Source organism: Polyangium mundeleinium (assembly GCF_028369105.1).
In the GTDB taxonomy this organism is placed as follows: Bacteria; Myxococcota_A; Polyangia; order Polyangiales; family Polyangiaceae; genus Polyangium; species Polyangium mundeleinium.
Map to the genome: position 1 here is coordinate 1,370,517 of NZ_JAQNDO010000001.1, position 24,884 is coordinate 1,395,400.

16 protein-coding genes are annotated in these 24,884 nt (G+C 66.2%); 5 read left to right on the forward strand and 11 right to left on the reverse strand.

Annotated features, from left to right (window positions below; genetic code table 11):
- Nucleotide 1: 1 nt before the first annotated feature.
- From POL67_RS05705 to POL67_RS05740, 8 genes are all read right to left on the reverse strand, one after another.
- Nucleotides 2–391 (reverse strand): DUF4150 domain-containing protein, encoded by a 390-nt coding sequence (locus tag POL67_RS05705; protein WP_271916038.1) that lies wholly within the window; start codon nt 389–391, stop codon nt 2–4.
- Between the two features lie 10 nt (nt 392–401).
- Entirely contained in the window at nt 402–1,052 is a 651-nt protein-coding gene (locus POL67_RS05710; RefSeq protein ID WP_271916039.1) for a DUF3540 domain-containing protein, read from the reverse strand.
- Between the two features lie 30 nt (nt 1,053–1,082).
- Entirely contained in the window at nt 1,083–2,126 is a 1,044-nt protein-coding gene (locus POL67_RS05715; protein WP_271916040.1) for a pentapeptide repeat-containing protein, read from the reverse strand.
- Nucleotides 2,123–4,810, reverse strand: a complete 2,688-nt coding sequence (locus POL67_RS05720) for a DUF2169 domain-containing protein (RefSeq protein ID WP_271916041.1) — start codon at nt 4,808–4,810, stop codon at nt 2,123–2,125. The genes POL67_RS05715 and POL67_RS05720 overlap by 4 nt, the downstream gene beginning before the upstream one ends.
- A gap of 22 nt (nt 4,811–4,832) precedes the next feature.
- Complete coding sequence (locus tag POL67_RS05725) at nt 4,833–7,241, reverse strand: type VI secretion system Vgr family protein (RefSeq protein ID WP_271916042.1); 2,409 nt, start codon at nt 7,239–7,241, stop codon at nt 4,833–4,835.
- Nucleotides 7,242–7,370: 129 nt separating this feature from the next.
- Nucleotides 7,371–9,344, reverse strand: coding sequence for a DUF2169 family type VI secretion system accessory protein (locus tag POL67_RS05730; RefSeq protein ID WP_271916043.1), 1,974 nt, complete (start codon nt 9,342–9,344; stop codon nt 7,371–7,373).
- An 895-nt stretch (nt 9,345–10,239) separates the two neighbouring features.
- Entirely contained in the window at nt 10,240–10,536 is a 297-nt protein-coding gene (locus tag POL67_RS05735; protein WP_271916044.1) for a helix-turn-helix domain-containing protein, read from the reverse strand.
- A gap of 480 nt (nt 10,537–11,016) precedes the next feature.
- Nucleotides 11,017–12,093 carry an IS5 family transposase gene (locus tag POL67_RS05740; protein ID WP_271916045.1) on the reverse strand — a complete coding sequence of 359 codons (1,077 nt, stop codon included), beginning with the start codon at nt 12,091–12,093 and terminating at the stop codon, nt 11,017–11,019.
- 276 nt (nt 12,094–12,369) lie between these two features.
- Here POL67_RS05740 and POL67_RS05745 point away from each other — a divergent pair, with 276 nt between their 5' ends.
- Complete coding sequence (locus POL67_RS05745; protein WP_271930754.1) at nt 12,370–13,110, forward strand: transposase; 741 nt, start codon at nt 12,370–12,372, stop codon at nt 13,108–13,110.
- 559 nt (nt 13,111–13,669) lie between these two features.
- Here the strand turns inward: POL67_RS05745 and POL67_RS05750 are convergent.
- From POL67_RS05750 to POL67_RS05760, 3 genes are all read right to left on the reverse strand, one after another.
- Nucleotides 13,670–14,854 carry a tyrosine-type recombinase/integrase gene (locus POL67_RS05750; protein WP_271916046.1) on the reverse strand — a complete coding sequence of 395 codons (1,185 nt, stop codon included), beginning with the start codon at nt 14,852–14,854 and terminating at the stop codon, nt 13,670–13,672.
- Nucleotides 14,851–15,180, reverse strand: coding sequence for an excisionase family DNA-binding protein (locus POL67_RS05755; protein WP_271916047.1), 330 nt, complete (start codon nt 15,178–15,180; stop codon nt 14,851–14,853). The genes POL67_RS05750 and POL67_RS05755 overlap by 4 nt, the downstream gene beginning before the upstream one ends.
- 1,454 nt (nt 15,181–16,634) lie before the next feature.
- Nucleotides 16,635–17,237, reverse strand: coding sequence for a DUF4291 domain-containing protein (locus POL67_RS05760; protein WP_271916048.1), 603 nt, complete (start codon nt 17,235–17,237; stop codon nt 16,635–16,637).
- 228 nt (nt 17,238–17,465) lie between these two features.
- Between POL67_RS05760 and POL67_RS05765 the strand changes: the two genes are divergently transcribed.
- From POL67_RS05765 to POL67_RS05780, 4 genes are all read left to right on the forward strand, one after another.
- Nucleotides 17,466–17,801, forward strand: coding sequence for a helix-turn-helix domain-containing protein (locus POL67_RS05765; RefSeq protein WP_271916049.1), 336 nt, complete (start codon nt 17,466–17,468; stop codon nt 17,799–17,801).
- Between the two features lie 163 nt (nt 17,802–17,964).
- Nucleotides 17,965–20,175 carry a hypothetical protein gene (locus POL67_RS05770; protein ID WP_271916050.1) on the forward strand — a complete coding sequence of 737 codons (2,211 nt, stop codon included), beginning with the start codon at nt 17,965–17,967 and terminating at the stop codon, nt 20,173–20,175.
- A gap of 291 nt (nt 20,176–20,466) precedes the next feature.
- Nucleotides 20,467–24,411, forward strand: a complete 3,945-nt coding sequence (locus tag POL67_RS05775; protein ID WP_271916051.1) for an RHS repeat-associated core domain-containing protein — start codon at nt 20,467–20,469, stop codon at nt 24,409–24,411.
- On the forward strand, nt 24,408–24,884 hold the full coding sequence (locus POL67_RS05780; RefSeq protein WP_271916052.1) for an Imm30 family immunity protein: 477 nt from the start codon (nt 24,408–24,410) through the stop codon (nt 24,882–24,884). The genes POL67_RS05775 and POL67_RS05780 overlap by 4 nt, the downstream gene beginning before the upstream one ends.

The following is a 24,884-nucleotide window of genomic DNA, read 5'->3' on the forward strand; positions in this document are numbered from 1 at the left end:
GTCAGGGAGCGAGGATCAGCACCTTGGTCTGGCTCGGAGCGATGGTCATGCCCCGGGCGTTGGTGCGGTTCTGCATGGTGGGGCTCGTCAATCGCGTCACCGGCGCGCCCTTGATGAGCACCTTGCGGGCTCCCATCACGTGCCGCGAGGTGCTCATCACCGAGCGCGAGAGCACGCCCCCGTTGATGCCCGGGTTGTCCCCGTTGGTCATGGGCACCTTGGTGCGCATGTTGTGCGCCGGCGCGCACACGAACAGGACCTTGTAGACCGCAGAGACCGCCATGGGGTTGGCGGCGAAGTTGGGATAGGGGATCGGCGTGGGCCCCGGGGGCGTGAGGCATACGTCGGGGATCGCGAAGGCCATGCCCCCGCGCTGGGTGTTGGCAAACATGGGATCCTCCTCAACCGATGTGGACCTGACCGCCGTCGATCTTGGTCAACTCTCCGCTCGTCACCAGGGTGGTTTGCGATTTGATGTTCACCGCAGCCTTGGCCGAGACCTCGTAATACCGGGCCCGGACCTGCTCCGACTCGGCGATGAAGCGATAGGCCCGCGCCACGCGCGACACCCAGCGATCGGCCACCGACTCCACCGATCGGGCCATGGTCTTGACGTGATCGATCTTCGCCACCAGCCGATCGCCGAGGTAGCTCATGGCCTCCACGGCCAGGACCCCTTCCCGGGCGTGGACCCGCACCTTGCCCGCGGCCAGCGTGGTCTCGCCGGGCGTGGCCATGCACACGCCGCTCTGGGCGCGGATCGTCACCTTGCCCGCGGGCGCGCTCATTTCCAGATCGCCCTCGGCCACGAGCCGCGTCGCCCCGCCGCCCTTGCGCTCCAGCACCGCGAGCACGTGGCAGCCCTCGTCGTGGAGGGCGAGGAGCACCAGGTCCCCGAGCTCGGGCTCGACCAGGCAGCTCACCGCCCTCTGGGCCTCGTACTCGCCCGAGCCCACGCGCACCTGGAGGCGCTTGCCCAGGATCGCGGTCACCGTGCCGACCTCCTGGGTGGCCAGGGTCTCGGTCCGCTGTCTAGCCAAGTTGTCTCGCATCGCTCGTCTCCATATCTCGCAAGAGGCCTCTCAAGGAGACCAACGCTCTGCTTCCAGCAGCTCCTCGTCATCGCCAAGGATCCCGGCCCGGCTCGTGAACACCGCTCCTTCGTCGCGCGTCTGGTGAAAGCGGGCGCGGAAGAGCTTGGCCTGCGACAGATCCGCTTCTTCCACGCCGGCGTGGGAGAAATCGGCGTAGGTGAGATCGGCGCCGCGGAGGCTCGCGAGCTTGCACGCGGCGCGCTGGAAATTGGCCTGGTAGAGGCAGGCGTCGGCGAAATTCGCGGCCTCGAGGTTGGCCTTTTGAAAGACCGCCTGCCGGGCGTGTAGTCCCTTGGCCGAGGCCCCGCCGAGCCGGGCCTCTGCGAACATCGCCCGCTCGGCGTTGGCGCCGTCGAGCTTGGCGCCGATGAGCTTGGCGCCCTTGAAGTTGGTCTGCACGAGCTCAGCTTTGCGCAGATCGCAGCCGCTGAGATCGGCCTCGTCGAGCATGGTGAAGGACAGGTGCATCCCGGAGAGATCCTGCCCCCGGAGCTTGGCTCCGCTGAGCACCGAGAGATGCATCCTGGCCCCGCGCAGGCTGGCGCTGGAGAGGTCGGCCCCGATCAGGCAGCAGCGCTCGAGCTCGGCCTCATCGAGGGCGATCTTCTCGAGCTCGGTCTCGACGAGCACGAAGCGATCGAGCTTGGCTTTGCGAAAGCTGGTCTCGGCGGCGCGGCCCTGGACCACGGTGGCGATGCTCAGATCCGCGCCCTCGAAGGAGGCGCGGGAGAGATCGCAATCGACGAATTTGGCGTCCACGAGATCGCTGCCCGGGAGCGTGGTGCCCTGCATGGCGCACTTGTAGAACGAGGTGTGGCGGGCCTTGACCCCGGCGAGATCGGCGCCGCCGAGATCGCAGGCGTTGAAGATCGACTCGCTGATCTTCGCGCCCGCGAGCTTCGCGCGCCGAAAGTCCACGCCCTCGAAGACCACGCCCGCGAGATCGAGGCCGGCGAGATCGAGGCCGGCGAGATCGGCTCCGGTGATGATCTCGCCCTCGGCGATGGCCGCGAGGAGCTCGTCGCCGTTCATCCTTCTTGCCTCGTGAACACCACCTGCTTCACCAGGGCCCCGGCGAAGCTGGTGCGGTCATCGCCGATGGTGTGAAGGAGGCTGGCGCCGAAGAGGTTGGCCTTCTCGAAGATCGCGCCCGGTACCTTGGCCTTGTCGAGGATGGCCTCCATGAGGTTGGCCTCGCGGAGATCGGCGCCGCTGAGATCGGCCTCGGCGAAGCGCGCCTCCCGGGCCGCGAGCTGCGTGAGGCGCGCACCGCGGAGCACGGCCTCGCTGAAGTCCGCGCCCTCGGCCTGGGCTCTCTCGAAGTTGGCGCCTTCCAGGTTCACGCCGCTGAGGTTGGCCTCTTCGAGATCGGCCGCCGAGAAATCCGCGCCCGGCAGCGCCGAGCTGGCGATGATGCACAGGCCGCGGGCCCGCGCTTCGCGGAAGGAGGCTTTCTCTCCGGCGAAGTCCAGGAAGCTCGTCCCTTCGAGGTGGGCGCCGTCGAAGTTCGCAAGGGCTCCCTTGCATTGCAGGAAGGTCGCCCCGCCGAGCTGGGCCCCGGTGAAGCGGGCCTCGGTGAGATCGAGCTCGAAGAACTGCACCTCGCGGGCGTCGGCGTCGGTGAAGTCGGCGCCGTTCACCAGGGTTTCGAAAAACCCGGCGCCGGTGAGATCGGCCCCGGCGAGCTGCGCGCCATCGAGGCGAGCCTTGTAGAGGACCGCATCGTGGAGATTGGCGCCGGCGAAGCGCACGCCCGAGGCCTCGGTGAAGCCGAGGTTCGCCTCCACGAGCTTGGTGTCCTCGAAGCGCGCGCCCTTCACGTTGGCGCGGGTCAGGACCGCGCCCGAGAGATCCGCCCCGGTAAAGTCACAGTCCGAGAGATCCGCGCCTTCGAGCAGGGCTTCGCGGAGATCCGCCTCGGCGAAGCGCAGACCGTGGAGATCCGCGCCGGTGAGATCGCGCCGGGCGAGCGACTCGCCCGCGCCGAGCGCCGCCTCGACCTCGGCGCGCAACGTGGCCTTTTCTGCATCCGAGAGGGCCTCGGTAGGGGGGAACATGTGCGCGTTGGCGCGATAGGCCTCGAGCGAGGAGGCCTCTACCTCCCGGAGCTCGGCGACGAATTTCGGATCCGCGATTTTGGCTTCGAGGTCCGGCATCGGCGAGCCGCCTTTGCGCGCTGCCTCGGCGAGCTCGCGCATCTGGGTGAGCTCGGCGTCGGCGCGGAACCGGGGCGGGCCGCCACCCCCCTGCTCTGATCGCTTGACGAGGGCGTCGAAATCGAGCCCCTGTGCGGCGCAATCGCGGCGCGCCTTGGCCTCCGTCTCCTTGGCTCGCGCTTCGCTCTCCCTCTCCATTGCGGCCGACTCGGCGTCGGCACGTGCAATGTAATCCGGCAGATCATCGAGCGAGGACGGCGGCCGCATGGCCTTGACGGGCTCTTTGGGGAGTGTCGCGTCGGGATCGAGACCAGCGGCGCGGATTTCTTCGCGGGCTCGCTCGAGATCGCGCTCGGCCCGGAGCTCGGCGCGCTTCTCGAGGATCTCTTCGTCCTCGAGGAGGTCGTCCATGTCGGTGCTCAGCTCTTCCTCGAAGAGCGGCGCGCCGGGGTCCGGCGGAGGCAACAGATCTCGATCGCGGAGCGCGTTGATGGCGCCCTTTTCCTCGTCGAGGCGCGCGGCGAGGGCGTCGCGGTAATGCTCGACGGGCTTCGGCGTATCCGCCTTTTCCAGGGCGCCGAGGAGCAGCGCCACGTCGCCGGCGTCGTTCTCGCTGACCTCGACGACCCCGCGAAAGACGGCAATTCCGCGCTCCAAGTTGGGGAGGAGAATCACGGTCTCGAGGCGCGTCGGCACCTCGCGCAACGCCCCTTCGGCGCTCACCGTCTCGGCCGTCTCGGCGCTGGAGACGAAGCAGCGAGCGCGAAGCAATGGGACCCGGCTCTCGAGGCGGGTCTTCCTGGCGTGGAGGTTCTCGAGCGCGATCGCCTCGCCTCCCTGGAAGTAGTCGCCGAGGCGCTGATCCGCGGGCGCCACCTGAAAGGCCTCGACGTCGATGTCGCTGGCAAAGCCGGGGAACTCTTTCTCCAGCCAGGCCGTGCCGTAGGTGCCCAGTTTGGCGATGCGCGCCTCGAGCGCGGGATCGAGCGCGCCGAAGCAGGCCGGCGGGGGCCGATCCCGGGGCGAGGTCATCAGGTGCCTGGGATCCTCGAGGTGGGGGAGACCATGCACCGACCTGCCATTCTCCTCCACCGGAGAGAGGCCCATTCCTCGAGGGTTCTGCGGATACGCGGGTCCGCCGAAGGCATTCTCCCACGAGAGGGCCATCTCCAGGATCGGCTCCGGATCCGTGGGCACGCCGTTACGCCACTGACGGGCGCCGACCACGTAAACCGTCTTGTCCACGAGGGGCTTTTCCGCGGGGCCAAGCACGACGCGCGCGGCAAAGGCAGGGCTCGGTCTCCCCCCGGGCGCGAAGGCGCTACCATAGAGGAGAACCTCACCGCGAGGCTTGGGCATGCACTCGTCGACGATGGGCGGGGCGCTCGCGCCCTTGCCCATCTCCGCCGTCGCCTTCTGCCACAGGGCCACTTCGGGCAGGGGCAGTTCCGGGGCCTCGAGAGGGAAGTACGCGAGCAGGCCGACGCTCAAATAGTGCTTACCGCGAACGGTAAAGACGCGCTGCAAGACGGAGATGCGGCTCGGTTTGACGACACGCATGACGCAAGAACCTCGAAGGACCTCAGAGGATCACGAAGCGGCTGGTCCGGTACAGGGTGTTGACCTCGTTCTGGATATCGGTCCTCATCCTGCTCACCCGCACGTTGGCCTCGTGGCGCTCCAGGGCCTTGATCTTCACCTCGGCAAAGGGGCCTTCGAAGACTTCGAGAATCGACCCCTTGACCTTCGAGACCACCGCTCCGTTGTGCGTCTCGCGCAAGAAGCCGGTGCTGTTCGAGGTGACGTTGCCGCGGTGGGTCTCGGTGAGGTTGCCGATGTGGGTATCCTTGGCGTTTCCGTAGTGCGAGGTGGTGGCGTTCCCCCGGTGCGTCTCCTGCAAAGTGCCGTGGAGGACCGACTTGGCGTTGCCCTGCTGGAACTCGTCGAGGTTGCCGATGTGCCGCGAGTTGGCGTTGCCGGTGTGAAGCGAGGTCTGCTTGCCGGTCACCGTCGACTTGCTGTCGCCGACGTGGAGCTCGGTCTTGGGGCCTTTGAGCGTCTCCGCCTTCTTGCCTTTGATGAATTCGATCTTCGCCCCCAGGAAGACCTCGTGTACCAGCGCGAAGTGCGTGGCCTGCTTGACGCCGATGAGCTGCTCGGTCTTGGCCCCGAGGAGCAGCTCCTGCTTCCAACCGCCAAAGAACTCGGACGTGACCCCGCCCTTGATATCCATGGTGGCGCCGCCGGTGATCGAAAGTTTGTCGGAGCGCTCGATTTCGATCTTGTTCTCCGACTCGACCTTGGCGTCGCCCACGGCCGTCATCTCGATGTCGCCCTCGACCTTGGCCTCCATGTTCTCGGCGACCGTGATGTTCCAGTTCTGGCCCACGTTGGTGTCGAGGTTCTTGCCGATGCCGATGAGGCCATTGTCGTCGGTCTTGGCGATGAACTCGTGGCCGTCGTTGGGTGAGCCCATGCGGATGTAGCTGTTGGAATAGGGCGTGGAGAGCGTGACCCGCTGCGAGCCCGCCAGATCCTCGAGCTCCAGGCGGTTCCGCCCGCCGGTCTGGAGGACGTTCTTGGTGTGGTTGCCGCTGGTCACCGGGCTGGGGGTGAGCACGTTGGGGACCACGCCAGAGATCACCGGGCGATCGGGATCTCCGCCGAGGAAGCTCAGGACCACCTCGGTGCCATTGCGGAGGGGAAAATGAAATCCCTCGATGCTCCCGCCGTGGGGCTGCATCATCCGCACGTAGGTGGATCCGGAGCCACTCGGGGAGTCGTTCTCGTCGAAGTTGAACTTCACGAGGTAGCGCCCGTACTCGTCGATCTGGGCGTATTCGCTCTCCCCGCCGCCGTCGACGACGCCGTTCTCGAAACCGTAGATCCGCGGCCACGGCGTCCGGGATTCGGGCCGGAACTGAGTGCTGGCCGGGATGGCCGCCACCTCGACGAAATAGGTGTCCTCGTGCTCGAGGCCGATGAGCTCCTTGAGGTGCAGATCCCCGGCGGCCTGGTTGCCCTGGTGGTGCACCTCGATGGCCAGATACTTGGTGTTGAAGCGGGCGCGGGGGTGCTCCTCGAGATCGAAGGTGTGGCCAGCGCGGAGGTGCATCCGCGTGCCCGTGGCCCGGGCGATCGATTTCCGGGTGAGGAACTCTTCGGATCGAATCTTGGCCAGGCGGGCCCCGGTGTCGGGAGAGAAGAAGCGCTCGCCATAGAGGCTGACCTTCCCGGCCCCCTTGGCCGAGACCTCCGCAGACCCCGACATGTCGAACTTCGGCCGCGAATAATCGTAATCGCGGAGCTTGACCTCGGCGGGCATGGAGCCGTGATTCAGGGAGAAGGAGCGGAACGAGGCGCCGGCGCTGCGATCCTCCCCGGTCTGGGGGAAATAGCGGACCGGTTTGCCCATGCCCTCGGCGGGGTAGGACTTGTCATCACAGAAGACGACCTTCTCGCCCCCCTCGCTGTGCTCGAAGAAATAATAAATACCCTCGCGCTCCAGCCAGCGGGAGACGAAATCGAAATCGCTTTCGCGGTATTGACCGATGTGCTCCTCCACCTCGTAGCTCTGGGTGAGGCGGAATTCGTAGCTGCCGGCGAGGCCGTTGTCGTCGAGGACCGCCCGGATGGCGTCGGGCGCGCTCTTCTTGGTGAAGATCCGGCTGTGCCGCGAGAGAGCGAGGCGTCCGAAGCGGGGCACGAGGACTACGCGCACCAAGGCCCGGCCCCCATACTCGTGCACCAGATCGACGTCGCCGAGCACGCCGGCGAGCACGAAGGGCGGGATGTCGTCGCTCTCGCGATCGATCACCAGGCTGGCCGGGTCGCCCACGGCTTCGGCGAAATCGATGTCGCCGTCGTCGCTGTGAAATTGCAGGTAGACCTCGAATCGATAGGGACGCGACACGGCTTCGATGCCACGGAAGCCGACGACACGCGAAGGGCGGGGAAGTCCGCTCGACGAAAAGGTGATGAGGTCGCGCATGGATGTACCTTTCTCATCGCGGCGCCGAGGGCCCGGCGCTTCGGGCGCGGAGTATAGCGATCCGGCTCCCGAGGAAAAAGAGGTGATGATGAAGTCGAGCAGCCGGAGCGAGACCTTCGAGACGCCGTTTCACTCGGACCGGACCCGGGCGATCTCTTCTTTGACCTGCGCGGCGAGCACCGGATCGACCATCCGCTTTTCCCACCGCCGTTTCACGCGTGTCCACACGGTGCGCCGGATCCGGCGAGCATCGAGCGCCGCGGAAAGGCTGCCGCGCTCGTCGGCGACGACGAGTGTTGCGTAAATTTTTACGTCGAACGGGCCACGGATGGCCTCCCACGCAGCGACGTACGCCGCGTCGAAGCGATCGCGCAGCGCCTTCGCCCCGCGCTTGACTTCCTGATCCACAGCGTCGTTCCAGCGTTGCTCCGCGGCGCGCCAGATCTCTTCCGTGAGCCCGTGCCCGGCGAGGATCTCGGTGCGCGACGCAGCACGCTCGGCGAGCTCCGCCGCGATCGCGGCACAGCGCTCGAGGTCGATCCGGTCGTGCGGTGAAGGTGTGGTCGCTCGTGCAGTGGCCGCGGGAGGCGCCGGTGCAGCAGGGGGCTCTGCCCCGGGCAAAACGATGGGTGCCATCACGGCCGGAGGCGTTGGCGTGGCCGGAGGTGCGGGAGCGGCGAGAGGCGCCGGCTCGGGCGGGACAATCGGAGCGACCTCTTCGGGCTCCGGGGCGAGCATCATCGTACCGGCGTCGAATGCGGGCGCCACGATGCGCGGCGCGCTCCGACCGGACCAGGGAGCGCCCGCGATCGGCGCAGCGGGCCCTGCGCGCGGCGCGCCCTGCGTGCCCGGATCCGCGAAGGGGAGCGGTGACGCCGTGACGACGCCGTCATCGGGCGGCAGCACGAGCGTCGAGGCCGCGGCGCCGGTCTGCGCAGCGGGCGCATCGTGACTCGAAGCACGCGAAAATGGCAGGATCGGCCGCGTCGCCGACGACGCTCCTTCGTCGCCCGCTAGCACCACGGTCTCCGCGCCCTTGCCGATGACCACCGTCACGGCGTCGCCACCATCGACGCTGGGCGATGTCACGAGTGACGCCGGAGCCGCGGCCAGCTCCATCCATCGCGGATCGGGCCACACGAGCGCCTCCCCCGCGACCTCGATGCCTGCGACGATGCGCGCGGCCGCGAGCGCCGCCTCGCCCGCGACGGGGAAGCTGCGCCGGCACACGAGCGTGCATCGCTGCTCGTCACCGTCGATGCGGAGTGTGTCCGCCACGAGATCGAGCAGATGTCCCTCGGGCACGCCGAACTGGGAGAGACCAAAAATCTTCACGAAGCCGCGCGCCCCCGGCAAGCGCGTGGCGACGCGCGGCCGTGCGGGCGAGAGCCCTTCGAGCACGATCCACTCATCGCCGCGCAGGAACATCGTGCGCTGATCCGGGGGCGCCGCCTGGAAATACGACCAGTCGAAGCCATCGGGGATCTCCGCGATCGCGCTCTCCAGCGCCTTGCGCGGCGTGGCTCCCAGGAGCCGCTTGCGCACAGGCCAGGCACGCGCGATCGGGCCGAAGCCGGCAGGGCGAAGCGGTGCGCCCGGATCGGTGATGCCTGCCTCGCCGGCGCCCTGCTCGATCCCGAGCGGATTTTCCTCCCCCAGCGCGCCGCTCCACGCGCGCTCGTAGACGACGGGCATGCGCTGAAAGCCCGCCTTTTCATGGGCCACGAGCCGCTTGTCGAGCAGGGGCCTTGGGCCGTCGAAGACCGCGAGGCGCAATGGCAAAGGCTGCGCGGCGCGCTCCGGGGGCGCATAGGCGTGGCCCGTGAAGAGCACATCGGCGCGGCCCAGATACGGCGCCACATCCGTGGTGAAACGGACGCTGCGGCTCGGGTTGTTGCCGTGATGGACCTCGGCCCGCAGGATCGGCTGCGGATCGGCGCGCTGCATGTCGGCGTCGGGCACGAAGGCGAACGTGGCCTTGGCGATGACGGTGAGGTGGAGCTGCCCTGCGGTGCGCCACGCAATGGCAGCGGCGGCCGACGCCGGCAGGGCGATTACAGCGACGACAGGCGCGTTCTCACGCACGGCTCGAAACCCTATCACGGCGGCCTCCACCCTACAAGGGATCTTTTCGGACGACGGCATGCACGATCCTGCCGGCGGACGATTCGGAGGTGTGCGATGAGTGGCGATGCAGCGCGCGCCGCCCTGCCAGGCACGATCCCAGGGCGCGTCGGGACGACAGCCCGGCTCCGGTTCGCTTGCTCGTTGCCATGGCGCCATTCCTCGCCGTCGAGCAGGAATGAGATTGAGTTCCGCAACGCATGGGATGAGCTGGACGAGGAGGGGCACGATTGGCTCAAGATGGACAAGGAGGACATCGCAAACGGACGACGAGGAGGCTGTCCGGGAATCGAATGAGGCATGGATCAAACGTATCGCCGAAGCGCGATATGCGCGAAGAAGAGTGCTGGTTTCTATCGGTATGCTTTCGATGCCCGGAGGCGTTCCGCGGTCCTTCTGCGAGAACGTCGAAATTGGCGATAACCAGGCGCGGGCTACCGTGGCGGGCAACATTCGTACGGCTCGACGGGTAGATCAACCGAGAGCGAACGAATCGCTCGCCCGTCACATGCTGGAGATCGAACTTCAGCCATTGCAGGCGCTACTCAAGCCGGATCTTCTTCATGAGCGCAAGCGAACAACCAGATGATGACCAATCACCGCTCGGGACAGAGACGAACTCCCGCATCCCGGCCGCCGACGGCATTGCCTGGGGCATCGTCCACGTCTGTCGCCGCAAGAGCTCCTCGCGCTCAGCGCCCGTGATGTTCAGGCGAACGACTTCTTTCCGGCACCCGCGCTCCTCGTGGGCCGCATCTGGCTTCACGCGCATGGCACCGACGAGCGGCCGCCCTGACCCCGGCGCGCGTTTCGCAGCGCCGCGAAAAGACGTCGGCGGGTCGACGTCATCGTCGTCTCGGGCCTTCCCGGTTGTCTACCGGTCGCGGGTCGCCCGGTCGCGGGTCGCCGTGGCCTCTCCGTGCCGGCTCCCCGCTTCTCCTCCGGCTCCGGCAACAGCTCCGCCGCACTGACCCCCCAGCGCTGCCGCAATCCTCAGGCACGTCTCGACCGTGATGTTAACCCGCCCGTTCTCGGTGCTCGAAGGGTTGCCCTTCGCGACGCCGCTCCTCTTGGCGAGCTGGTCCAGCGACATCCCTTGCTCGAGGCGGATCTCCCGGATGCGCGCGCCGATCTCGACGAGCAAGGGAGACGTGACTTGCCGACGTGGCATGCCCGGCCTCCGTCGCTCAAACCAGCGCCCGGAGGCGGATACGCGCCGGAGGGGCCCGGAGCTCCGAGGGGGTGTTGCGGTCGACGTCCCCGTGGGCCGGCAGGAGATCGACCGTGCCCTCCTCGTCCAGGCGGCGCAGCGCGGGCATGTAGGGTGCCCGAGAAGGACATGTCGCATAGGATGTCCCGCAGACGCCCAATGCTGATGGTGCCGTCTGCGTCTTCGCGCTGGCGCGACAGGACGAGGTGAACGAGGCCGTCGACGGACGCCTCGTCCCCGAGCTGCCGGAGGCCTACGGCATACTTGATGACCTCTCGTGCCGCCCGCTGGTAATGCCGGGGGCGCGCAGGAGCTCGAACAACAGGAATTCCCATCGGTCGTCCCCGAGCCTCGTTCCCGCGGACACGCGCGTCTCACGGGGTGATCGATATGGAGGGACAGGAGGGAGAAGGGTCGACAGGGGAGGTTCGCGGAGCGCGTTCAGGAAGCTGTCCGCCTTCCGACGACGAACGTCCAGAATCGCTCCCATCGCGACGGCCCGCACTTCGTATCCACGATCGTGTCGCGCGGCGGCTCGGAATGCGCCACGCTCATCCGCGTCCCGATCTGCGGCGGAAGTGCCGAGCGGTCCATCACGGTCGTTGCTGCGTCGTCGTCGACGTCCCGAAGAGCATTCATCGTTCCTCCGTGGGCATCGCCGATCCGAGGCGACGGCGAATCGAGGGCGTGCGCGAGCTTACGCGACCTGTCTGTGGTCGTCAGGCGTCGGAGCATCAGTGCGGTCATTGCGTGGAGGACATCGGCGCGGCTCGATGCGGTAGTCCGCTCGTATTCCTTGTTGAGGAGGCGCCACTTGCAGAGCCAACCATTCGTGCGCTCCACGACCCACCTTCTTGGCAATACGACAAATCCGCGCAGGTCATCGGAGCGCTTGATGATCTCGATGGTCAGTCCCGTGTCTGCGCGAACCTTGTCGATCACGCTCCCATGATACGCGCCGTCGGCCCATATGTGTTTGAGCGTAGGATACTCCCGATGCGCTTCTTGCAACAGGGGAACGGCCCCATCACGATCTTGCGTCGATGCCGGTGTGATCAGCACGGCGAGGAGCATCCCCATGACGTCGACGAGGAGATGACGCTTTCGCCCGTTCCCCTTTTTTCCCGCGTCGAAGCCCGTTGGGCCACCGACGTCTGTTGCTTTGACGCTTTGGCTATCGACGATGGCCGCGGTCGGCTCTGCCTCGCGGCCGGCTTTCACGCGGACCATGCGGCGAAGCCGGTCGTGGATATCATCCAGCACGCCTTCGTTCGTCCACCGCTGGTACCATTGATAGACAGAAGAAAGCGGTGGGAAATCATGCGGGAGCTGTCTCCACGAATAGCCAGTCCGCGTGCGGTAACGAATGGCGTTCATGATCTCCCGCGGGTGGTACTTCGGCTGCTGGAGATTCTGGATCCAGATCGGAGGTGGAAGCAGCTCGGCGATGAGATCCCATTTGGCATCAGTCAGGTCGGAAGGATAACCCTGGCGGGAAGGTCGCTCGTCGATGCCCATGGACATTGGGTTTGGCACGACCAGTCTGGTAGGGCCAAACTTCCTGATGAACACCCTCTTAGCACTACTCTGCCATCCTGACCGACCCTGCCCGCGACCTGACGCGTGCCGAGCTTGATCTACGGCCCTTCGTGGTCTGCCGTGGCGAAAAATTTGGCCCAGCGTCTTCCCTTGCGCTGGTTTGCCCGCGTGACCGCCGTCAAACCCACATTCGAGAGTGACGAACTTCCTGAGGAACACTGGGAGCGCGAGTTCGAGCACTGGTTTGCACCGTTCCTGCACGAGTTCGGCTACCCGTCCCAGCAGAAGTGGGGGCCGGTCTACCTACGTGGGCTGCTCGGGCCAGGCGACCGCAAGAGCATCGAGCCGATGGCCGCGCGAGTTTGCCCAGGTGAGACGCAGCAGCTTCACCACTTCATCTCGACCTCTCGCTGGGACACGGCCGGGCACGAGCGCGTGCTCCTCGAGAAGGAGTTCGTGGACCACCGAATGCTGAGGGAGATCCTCGGCCGCAGGGTACGCGATGGAGTGCTGCTGCGGCTCATCGGAAAGTGGTTGAATGCAGGCGTGCTCGAGCAGGGGGAGCTGTCGTACCCCGGCGCGGGCACACCGCAAGGAGGAGTGATTTCGCCGATCCTGGCGAACATCTTCCTCCACGAGGGAGGCAGAACACCTCGACCAGCGCGTCCACGAACCGCCGGAAGCTCGTCACCACGTCGAGCCGCTGCCGCTCCGCCTGATCCACCTCGAGCGCGTAGGCTTCTGGGTCGAGGTTTGCTCGTCGCCCCGAGAGGTTCCCGTCCCAGCCGATGGCCGCTCCGCGCAGGAAGTCACGCCACCGCTTCTGGCACTTCGGCTCATCTTCCCCGACTGCATGCCAGGGCGCGCCTGCTCCCTGGCCCCCCATCGCTTGCTCGATGGCCTCGACCACGCGTTGGAACCTGCCGACGATGTAGAGGAGCAAGTTGGCCGACGTGGACAGGGGCTGCAGGTCCACGAGCCCAACGGGCACGATGACCTGCCCACGGAGCTCCAACGCTTCTTGGATCTCGACCTGCCGCGCGTCCTTCGCTACGGACCCGTCCTCGTCGCGTAGGTTCCAGGCCACCGCATCCAGGAGCGTGACCAGGAGCGCGGTCTTCCCGGAGCCACGTTTCCCATCGAGCATCACGACGTGATTGACCCGCTCCTCGTCGATAGGCGGCAAGAACAGGTCCAACCCAGAAGGTTTGTCCGGTCGCGGCTTCCAGTCTTTCGCAGCGATCTTGCGAAGGAGCTTAGACGCACGCTTGGCAGCTTCTTGCTGGTCCGCGCTTAGGTATGGTGTGGGCAGATTAGACTGTTGCTGCCAGGCGAGCGGTCGGGCTTCCGGGCGCGGCTGGACGTCGTCGTTCGTCGTGGACGGTGCCATGGAGCACACAGGGTACGAAGTTGCCTGGCCGTGTCAACGGGCTCACTCATTACGGGTCCTACGCAGCCTGTCACGGCTCCGGGGGGCTCCGACGCGGTGTTGACGCATCGAAGGAGAGTTCGGTCGCTGGGCCTACGTTGACGCTGTAGACAGTCCTGGAAGACGTCAGGGGCCAAGCGGGATCGCCAATACTGCCTTCGCTAGCTGTTCCATCTCCCGGGCCGTATAGTGCCTCTCCGTCACATCCCGCACCGCATGCCCCATCAACCGCTTCCTCACGCCCTCCGCCACCCCCGCCTCCTCCAACCACGTCGCAAAGCTCGCCCTCGTCGCCCTGAACTCCACCGGATGCCCCCGGATCTCCCCCGGCAACCCGAGCCGCTTGAGATCCTCTCGCATCTGCGCCGCGCTCTTCGGGCGTGACGGCCCACCACCCGGCCCCGGAAACACGAAGTCCTCCGCCCGCGGCCTCCTCCCTACCAGCTCGGGCCACCGCTCCCGCCACTCGACGAGCGCCCCCTTCGCCGCCGGATGCAGCGGCATCGTCCTCCGGCTCCCCTTCGTCTTCGGCCCCTTCACCTTGGCGAACCCGCCCTCGCCCTTGGCGCCGATGATCGCCACGGCCTGCTCGATTCGGAACACCGGCGGCTCGGCCTCCATGTCGACGTCGCCCCAGCGAAGCCCCGCAATCTCCCCGTCCCGCGCCCCGCTCGTGAACGCGACCGCATACCGCGCTCTCCACTCCAGCGCGATCCGTTCATCCGCGATGAGCACCCGCGCCCACTCGATCGGAATCCGCACGACCGCCCGCGCCTCGAGCTCGGGCAACTCGCGCTGCACCGCCGGATGCGCGACCAGGTTCGCGGGACTGTTCACCCACCCCTCCGCCATCGCATCTGCGTACAGCGTACAGAACGTGTAGTACACGTTCCGCGTCGTCGACGCTGCCCGCTGCTCCCGCAGGTCCCGGATGAACGCCCGCAGCTCGGGCACTTCAAGCCCCGCAATGGCCCTCGTCCCAAACCGAGGCAGTATCCATTTGTCCAGGTGCAGCCGATTGTTCGTCAACGTTGCCGGCGCGACGCGACTATCCTTCGTCCGCAACGCGATCCACTTTTCCGCACACGCCGCCACCGAGAGACCTTCCTCGCGCCGCTGCGTGAGTACCACATCCGGCCGGATCCCCTGCACCCGCAACCATTCGAGCGCCCAAATCTCCGCGCCCCGCTGCCGAACGATCTCCTTTGGCAGCACCTTCTGCGGCTGCCCCCGCACGGGATCCGCATAACTGAGCACCCACCGCTTCTTGCTCTTCCGCCAGAACAGCGACGTCCCCTTCGGCAAGCTCATGGAACCACCCCCTTGCGGGCCTCCAGCGTGGCCCTGCGCCTCGCGAGCGCGCCGGATGCCCTCGCTGCCACCCATTGGTCCGCATCCCGCACTCGAATCCGGATCAACCGCGGCCTCGGTCTCACGTGCGGCAGGTTCTCCTCGCGCACCATGCGGCGGACCGTCGCCGGCCGGACCCGGATCCGCCTCGCGTACTCCTCGACGGTCATGAATGCGGGCACGGACGACGGTGGTGGATGATTCGATTCGGACGAAAGAGGAAGCTTGGCGAGCTCTGCCTCGACGAGCGCGCGCATGGCTTCGAGCTGGGCACGACGATCGTGCATGGTCCCGGCGCTCCTTTCGACAAAACCCTCCCCTGAAGCTCCGCCCATCGGAGCCCCACGAAGGAAGTCGGCGTCGCCCTGCACTGCGCGCGTAGGCGACGTCCAGCAATGGCAGCCTATCTCCGCCGGGGCGATGTGCCAAGGTATTTCGTGAACTAAATCAACGGTTTGCGAGGTGTCGATCGATTTGCCGTATTCGCTGCGGGATCCTGCACGGACCCCCTTGGTTGAGAAGGGTCGGATCGCGGGAGGTCCATGCGATCGATCCACTTTTTGTGTCGCGGCGAGGGCGCTGTGCGCGAAATGCCTGTTTCACGGCTTTCGGATCCGAGTACGGCCACTGATCGATCCACTTTTTCGTCAGTTTTGGCGCGAGCTCGCTCCGGAGCCTGTTTCACGGCTCCCGGGATCGAGGTTGCACGGAAAATCGGCCGGGTTTTGAGGCGTTCTGAAGAAAGACAAACCCAGGCTCAGACTTGGAGGCTGATAGCGGCTTCCGGGGCGCTCAATTTTGGTTGGTTAGTTCACGTTTGTGGGCGGCGCGCACAACCCAGACCAAAGACCCACTTTTCCATTCGAGACCCGGCACTTTTCGAAGGCACGTCTCGGAAACCCCTGTTTCACGGCTGTCGAAATTTGGACAGTCCGTGAAATCGATCCACTTTTTGCTCGATTTCATCCCCCGAACTGGCGACCGAGGATGTTTCACGGAATAACGGTGACCGGATCGGCCGATCTAAGCATCTACGGCGGGATGCTACCTCACCATCTGGAGCCGTCAACGTAGGCTGATGCAAGCCGAGAGCGTGCGAATTTCCCGCTCAACACACGGAAATCTCCAAGTCGACCCTTGAAATTAAGAGGTCGATCTTCGAGTGATCCATGAAATCGATCCACTTTTTGCTTCGGATGTCGGGGTGGATCGCGGATGCCTCACCCTCGATCGTCGAGACGAACCCATGAATGTGGTTTGAGTTGCGTTGTCTTGGGTGATTTGGTGCGGTGTGGCACATGCGCGTAGATGTCCCGAGGGGCATATGACCGCCGACCTACCGAGCCATGGAGGGGGCCATGGCTCGGCCATGGAGACGCCATGGGAAATGCAGTGGGTTTTCCATGGAAGGGCCAGTTCGCGGTCACGGGTCGACGTCGCGCGGGGCATGGCCGGGCGTGCCGATGACGACGTGACCGTGGCGTGCGCTGCCGGGGGGCGGTGGGGGGGAGGGCGACCCGGCGAAGGCGGCAAGGGATGTCGCGCGCCGAAGCCGACCATGGCGCCGCAGGATTCGGGCGCTGCGTCCAACGTCCCGGGAGCGTCTCGGAGGCCGGCAAGCAAGACGCTACCGTGTCGCCCACCGCGCACGCCGGGGAGCAGCTCGTGGCGCCCGCCCTGCGAGGTCGTGAGCCGCCACGGCGGGCTACTTGGTGGCTTGCCAGTGGCCTTGCGCGCGATCCTACTCCGAAGCGCAGATGCGCCTGCGCAGTTCTGGAGACAACGGGTAAACCGCCTCGCGAGGTAGGAGGCGCCGCGCCTTGTCGACCTGCCGGCTGTTGAGGAAGTCCCTCATCTTTCGGACGCGCTCCGTGAGATCGACGATCTCCGTGATCCACTCGTCGACGAACTCCCGGATGACGTGCCTGCTCAGCCCGACCTGGATGCTGTAGTAGGGGAGGCCGGCTCCGTGGAGTGACCGCTCGGTATCCCACTGAACATGTACCGCTGCGCGATCAAATGCGACGCGCCAGCGATCATAACTTCCGTAGCCGGGCGCTTGGGGATCGGTCGGGACGGCGAGGGCCAACGCGCGTTCCCAGCCCGTTCGCGTGATCCGCACGGCAAGCGTGCGCTCCTGACCTGGCCGGGCGCCCCAGTTGCTCCGTGCCATCAGCCAGAGAAAGCTGGGTTTGATCCACGTCATCCGGTTGAACGAAAACGGTGCCACGAACCGACCGTGCTCCAGCGCCGCCGTCGCAATTTGCGGGGAGTACGCCTGGTACACGGTAATTGTTTTGGTGTCGTAGTCGGCGCGAAGTTCGTAGGGCTTCGGTGCGGTCATGGTTCAACGCTGGACGCCCCAGTCCTCGGGGCGGAGCCGCACATGCGGGTAAAGCACGCGAACGGACGTCCAAGTCACGTGGCTTGCGTTTTTACTCTCTGCACAGCCGGGGACAAGTCGGTTTGCGTGGCTGGAGCTTCGTACCGCCTGCGCCAGCGCGAGCTCGAGCGTGCACGCTGCTCCTTCGTTATGTTTGTCCACGGATGGTTGTCGTGGTACAAGCTGGTCATGCCCAGACGAACGACACCCTCTCCCGGCGCCGCCAAGGTGGGCGCCCGTATCCGCGACCTACGCCTCGAACGAGGTCTGTCCCTTCAGCAGGTCGCAGAAGCCGGACAGCTCTCGAAAGGCCACCTTTCGAGCATTGAGCACGGGCTCGCCGCGATCACCATCGAGACCCTGGAGCGCATCGCGCGCGGGCTCGATCTGCTCGCCATGGACCTGTGCACGTTTCCCGAGGACGACGAGCGTGCGCGCATCGCGGACCTCGTTCGGAGGGTGCCGAAGAAGGAGCTGCCGAAACTACGGCGTGAACTCGCGGCGCGCAGCGCTGGCAAGTCGTGAGGGGTGGCCTCGTTCTTCGGCACGGTTGCATACGCCTACATTGTCCTACTCTTCTCGAGCAGAGGGTCGAATTCCTCGGTCGACGCTCGTCGTGGACACATTGAGGGAGGCCCGCCCAGGTTCATCGGGCTCAAGGGCAGGAGGTCTATTCGTCTTGGATTCCATGGTCGAGGCATGGGTAGGGTTGTCCGCGGACACGCGGCTTTTCTTGCGGATTTCCTGTCTGTTTGCCGCGGAGAGGGTCCCGATCGGACCGCTCCTGACGTTGCTCCGCGGGGAGGGATGGGACGAGGATCTCTTCGAGATCGCGTACGAAGAAGCGCGGCAAGAGGGCTTGCTCGTCCGCGATGGAGAGAAGCTCTGCGTACCACCTCCCATCGCGGCGTTTGTTCGTCGTCAACTGAGCCCTGCGCTGCCGGAGAGCGTGATCCACGCACACCTCGAGGGGTTGTGGAGCGCGGCGTGCGCGGTGTGCGACAGGCCCACGGATGCGACGGCCATCGAAGCGTTCCTCGATTACTCGCTCGAGCGCGCGGATTGGGACGGCCTCGGGGGGGAGGTCGACGCGGCGTTGACGGCGATGGCCTCGACGATCGGCCGGGCGATCACGCGCGTCGATCGGAGCGGGCGCCGTGCGCAGGCGTTGTCCTGGTTGCTGCGGGCGCTGCCGGACGTAGAGGCCGCAACCTCGGAATGCGACGTCACTACGCGGGACGGCGTCGAGCTCGTGACGAAGCTGTGGCACCTCGTCGCGCAAATCGGAACGTTATACGACGAGATTGCGGGCGACGACGATGGTCGCATTGTCGTCGCGGTTGGGTATATCCAGAAGGCCGCTGAAGCAGCGGCGAAGCTTTTCGACGCGGCCTCGGTGTGGCGTGAGACATGCGGTGTGCATTGGGCCACCGTCGCCCAGCGCATGGGGCGGCTCGGTCGGCACGAAGAGGCGAAAGGTCACTACACGCGAGCTGTCGCCCTGCTCTCGGAGTTTTGGACGATGGGGTGTATCCCCGAGCAATCACTTCCCGACAGCCGCATCATCCTCGTCGAATCGCTCGTGTCTCTCGGCCGCGATGACGAGGCGCTCGACTGGTTCGATCGCGCGGCAGACGACGTGAGGCTGGGTCGTGACGATTGGGGGCGAAGGGCGAAGCTCGCCAAGACCGCGTTCGGGCTGGGAGAGGCAGCGTTTCATGCGGAGGACCCGAGCCGCGCGTGCATCGAATGGCTTGAGCGGGCGAGTGTCCTTTATGAGGGCATCGACGTACGCACGATGGACGGTGACATGGACTTGGGGCAGGCGCTGTTCATGGTGAGCGTGCTTCGCATGAGACCGATTTTGGCGCTCCCGGCCCCGATGCCTGCTGCCGTCGAGCCGTGCGCGGGTCTCGGCATGGAGGAGCTCGCGGTCGCGTTGTCATGGCTCGAGCGATTCCTTTCATTTGCGGAGCGGGCGTCGGATGTGCCAGAAGAAATGCGGGCAGTATTCGGCGCCCAGGTGCTCGATCTCAGCGCTTCGGCGCATCACCACGCGGGACGTCCGGCGGAGGCGCTCGCCATGTTCGAGCGCGCCGATGCGACCCGGGAGCGCCTCGGCGACGCATTTCGGATATCAGACGGGCGCGAGGTCGAGCGGTGGCTCCTTCGCGGCCGATGTTTACGCGCTCTCGGCCGGATGGAAGCCGCCGCCCGCGCGTTTGTGCGTGGCCTCGAGCAGGCGATCGATCAAGTGCACGAGCAAAGGAACAAATGGATACATTGGGAGCGGGACGACGCCGCGCTCGAAATCGCACAGATCCATGCTGAAATCGAGGCGATTCGCGAGGAGGCGGGGGTGACCGAGGTGCTTCGCCACGCGTCGATTTCTCCCAAGAAGACCCGCGCCACTGCGCATATGTATCGCGCCTACGTCGCTGCGGTCTCCGATCGACCCGACGCGGCGGCTCTCGCGCTCGAGCAGGGGGAGGCGGAGGAGGGAAAAGCTCCCGATGATCGCGTCTTTTTCCGCGTCGCAGTGGCCGTGACGCATGCGATCGCGTTGTCCTACGCGCGGGCGGAGCGCGTGGTTGAAGCGTGCGATTGGGCCTACCGCATCTGGTATGCTTACGTGGGATTGCAGGCGAGCCCGCCGAGCGAGCGCCAGCGGAATGAACTCCTTGCGCGTCGCGCGGACGGGATGACGCTCGAAGCCGTCATCGATGCCGCTGCGCACGACGTGCTGTTGCGGTCGCGCCGCTTTGTCGTGGACCTCTTGTCGGGCGCGCTGGCTCGTGAACTTGAGGAAGAGGCCAGGATGCTTGGCCTGCGGGGCGAGGACGAGCAGGCCGAGGGCGACGAGGCGGCCGAGGTCGCCCTCGTCGAACGAGGACGCTGAGGCTCCTTCCAGGGCGTAGGACGCTGACGACGAGATCCTCGCGAACGCGGACGGCACGGGCGAGCCCTCGAAGGTGAACAAGCGGTTCGCGACGTGGGTGCTGGCGCAGGCGAACCAGCCCATCGCATCGCCCCTCGCTCTACATTGTAGGATACAACACGTCGCCGCGCTATTCGTCAACGTTTCCACCACGTTGAACCGCCTAAACATTCACCGTCCGCCCAACGTTAGCTCCAGACTTGCCAGACTCGCGTGCCGCCCGGTAGAACCTCGCCGCGTAAGGGGGGTCGCATGTCCTCGGGCAGCAAGTGGTTCGATGTCGTCGTCGGGGTGAACGTCCACTCGGTCATCGTGCCTGGCACGCCAAACCCCGTCCTTCTCCCCCACATCTACATCGGTATCGTCTTCGACCCCTTGGGCCTCATGCTCTCATGCGCCCTCGGCGCGGGGCCCGTGCTCATCAATGGCTTGCCCGCAGCGACGGCGGGCACCGCGGTCCGCATTCTCACTCCGCACCAGCCCACGCCTCCCGGCGTCGCATTCGCGCCCGATGACGCAGCAGACGGCGAGGGGACGCTCATCTCGGGCAGCAAGACCGTCTCGATCGGCGGGTTCGCCGCCGCGCGCGCCGGCTCCGCGGTGTCGACGTGTAGCTACCCGGTGAACACGCCGAACGCCTCCATTATCGCCTCGTCTTCCGTCGACGTGGGCGGCCCCGAGGCCGTCGACGGCCTCGCCGCAGTTATGGCCGGTATTCGGACGAAAGCCGTATCGGACGCCATCCACGGCTTCTTCCGCATCACGCCGCGCACCCGAATCAGCAAGCTCGTCTGCTTTCTGACCGGCCATCCCGTCGACGTCATGACGGGCGAGGTGCTCACCGACCACGTCGACTTCGAGCTCCCGGGGCCGCTCCCGCTCGTCTTCGAGCGCAATTACTACAGCCGATGGGAAGAGCCCGTGGGTGTCCTCGGGCCGGGGTGGCATCACCCGTTCGAGGTGTGCGTCGACGAGGGCGAGCTGCTCCTCCACGTGCGGCTGCCCGACGGCCGGCTCGCGAAGCACGACCCGCTCGAGCCCGGCGAGAGCGAATGGCGCGCGCAGGACCGCTACACGCTCGCGCGCGACGCCGGGGGCTACACGCTCACGTTCGCGGATGGCACGCGATACCGATGCGAGCCCGTCCCCGGGGCGCGCGTCTCGTTTCCGCTCGCGTCTGTGTCCGATCGATGCGGGAACGCTATTGTCCTGCAATACCGCGACGGGCAGCTCCACGACGTGATCGATAGCGCGGGCCGGCACCTGCGCTTCCTCATGCGAGGCGATCGCCTGTGGGCTGTGCGCGTGCTGGTGAAGGGGGACTGGCAGCTCCTCGTGCGCTTTCGTTACCACGACGACGGCTTCCTCGCCGAGGTGATCGACCCGGCCGAGCAGGTTCTCCGGTACGAATACAACGGCGGCGTGCTCGTGAAAGAGACGAACCGCAATGGCCTCTCCTTTCACTTCGAGTACGACTGGTATCACCCGTGGGGGTATTGCACCAAGACGTGGGGCGACGGCGGGATCTACGAACGAAAGCTCACGTACCACAAGTACGGCTTCACCTGCATGGTGGAGGACTCGCGCGGCGGCACGACGACGTACATCGGCAACGGCGACGGGCTCGTCGAGCGCGAGATCGACCCGATGGGCATCGAGCGCTGGTACGAGTGGAATATCGACAATCGCAAGTCGGCCGAGATGGACGCCCACAAGAATCGGACCGAGTGGTCCTACGACGAGCGGGGCAACGTCGTCTCCATTCGCGATCCGCTTGGGCACGAGACACGCTTCGCTTACAACGCGATGAACCTGCCCGAGGAGATGGTCGACGCCGCGGGGGTCGCCTGGCGCTGGTCCTACGACACGCGCGGCGTGCTCGTCCGCGAGACGGAGCCGCTCGGCAACGTGACGCGGTTCTTCTATGACCGGCGTGGGCTCCTCGTGCGGATCGAAGGGCCGCTCGGGCGCTCGCTCGCTCTCGCCTACGACGACCAGGGTAACCTCGTGACGGGCGAGCGCGTGTACGACGAGCTGGGCCGCCTCGTCCGCCACGGCGAGCTGCGGTTCTGCTACGGCCGGGCCGGTCACCTCGAACGCGTCGAGCGCACCGACGGGACGTGGGTCCGCATGAAGCGCGACGGCGAGGGCAATGTCGTCGAGCGCGTCGACGAAGGTGGCCGCACGTGGCGCTACAAATACGCCGGCATGAACCGGCTCGTCGAGCAAGTCGACCCCGAGGGCGGCGTCGTGCAGCTCGGCTACGATCGCGAGGAGGACCTCGTCAGCGTAACGAACGAGCGCGGCGAGAAGCACGACATGCTCCGCGACAAGGCGGGCCGCGTGAAGAAAGAGAAGGGCTTCGACGGCCGCACGGCCGAATTCATCCACGACCAAGCGGGATGGCTCATCCGGTACACGAACGCTGCGAAGAAGTGGGTCGACATCGAGCGCGACAAGCTCGGCCGCGCCGTGCGCATGCAGATGCCGGGGCGGGTACCCAAGGGCAAGGCACTGCCCGAGATCGAGGAGGTAGCGTTCCGCTACGACGAACGGGGCGATGTCGTGTGGGGCAAGAGCAAGGCCGTCGAGACGACGCTGTGCCGCGACGCGCTCGGCCGCGTCGTCGAGGAGCTCGTGGGCACCGTTCGCGTCGAGCGCGTCTACGACGCCGCGGGCGAGCTCGCTCTCCGCCGGACGAGCCTCGGGCACGAGGCGCGCTTCGCCTACGACAAGCGCGGCGGGCTCGAGGCCATGTCCTTCGGCTACGATGCGCGCTTCGGCGCGTTCGAGTCCCTGCGCAGCGGCGAGCTGGGGCTCCGCGCGCCGTGGAAAGCGACGATCGAGCGCGACGAGCACGGGGACGAGGCGCTCCGACGTCTGCCGGGCGACGGCTACATGCGATGGGCGCGAGATCGCTTCGGTCGCCCGGCGGCGCTTCGGGCTGGGCTCCGTGGCGCCACGATCCAGCGGGAGTATCGGTGGAAGAGCGACGACGAGATCGCGGCCTTCGGCGGGACGTCGTTCGGCCATGACCTCCGCGGGAACCTGACGTGGGGCGCGGACCGCTCGGGGCACGTCGAGCACCGGGCCGTCGACGAGGTCGGCAACGTCTACCGCAGCGCCGAGCGTGACGATCGCAAGTACGGGCCGGGAGGCCGACTCACCGAGGCCGACGGCGCGCAGTACGTGCACGATGCCGACGGGCAGCTCGTCGCCAAGCGGACGGCCGACGGCAAGCAATGGGATTACCGGTGGAACGCGCTCGGCCAGCTCATCGAGGTGCTGCTCCCCGACGACCGGATCGTGCAGTTCGCGTATGACGCATTCGGCCGGCGCGTGGCGAAGCGCGTGGAGGGCGAGGTGCGGCGTTTCATATGGGACGGCGACGAGCTCGTGCACGAGGTGCCCGAGGCGACGCCGCTCGTGACGTGGGTATTCGAGCCGGGGACGTTCGCGCCGCTCGCGAAGGGCGAGGGCGAGCGGAGGTACGGCGTGCTCGCCGATCACCTTGGCGTGCGGCTCGCCCTCGTGGACGAAGACGGCGCGCCCGCCTGGGTGGGGGAACTCGACGTATGGGGCGAGGTGTGGACGCAGGTGGACGAGACCGCGAACCCGTGGCGGTTTCCCGGGCAGTACGCCGACGATGAGACGGCGCTCTATTACAACAGGTTCCGGTATTACGATCCCGAGGTCGGCCGGTACATCTCGCAGGATCCGATCGGGCTGGCAGGAGGGTTAAATCTCTATGCCTACGTCCGAGATCCGTGGGCGTGGGTGGATCCGCTGGGGCTGGGCCCACTGCTCCCCAATGAAGGGCGCGTCGGAACGTTTGAAGAACTCTGGGCACTCCGCCGGCCTGGAGATCACCTCACGCCCCATCACATGCCCTCGCATGCGTACATGCAATCGCTGGGGGTGCCCGGCTACTCTTATGACAGCGGGGCTTGCTTCTACATGGAGCAGTTTTCTCCCGGGAGGGGCGGACGCCATCGGCAGACGTGGTCCTATGGACGACAGCCGGCTCTCTCGCTCACTCCCAGGCAAGCACTGGCAAAGGACATCAGAGACCTTCGACGGATTTACCAAGCCGACGGATTATATGGGTCCAGGATTCGCGCTGGCCTGCTCCAGGCGATTACGCTGAACAAGAACAGCTTCCAGTCTGCATTTCAAAGGCCGAAGGGATGCAAATGAGTGAAGTCATTCGAGGCGCGATTCGACGCTTGGTGGTGCACCAGAGCCTTACAACAGAAGCGGACGTGCAGTCGTTCGACGAAGCGCTCTCGATCTGCGCGGAGCACCTCGGCGAATTTACCAGACCCGAGGTCGAAGCCATTCTCCGGATCTTTCGGGATGACACGCAGCATCGCGAAGTGATGGGGGGACTGATTCACCTCGTAGAAGCCGTTCCGATCAACTTGTATGTTCCGTCGGTGCTGGCAGTGCTATCCGATATGGAAGGTGTGGCTCAACACTGGGCGATCGGTCTCGTCGGCGCAATGACGAACGATGCGGATTATACGGAGGCACTGCTGAACGCTGCTGCCTTGGCGCCTCCTGAACAACAAGTGGCCCTTGAGCGCGTGCTCGGTGCTGCCGCCGCAAGAAAATTTGCGAATGCGAACAGCGTTCTGCAACGGCTACGAGCCTTCGACAGTAGGATGTGA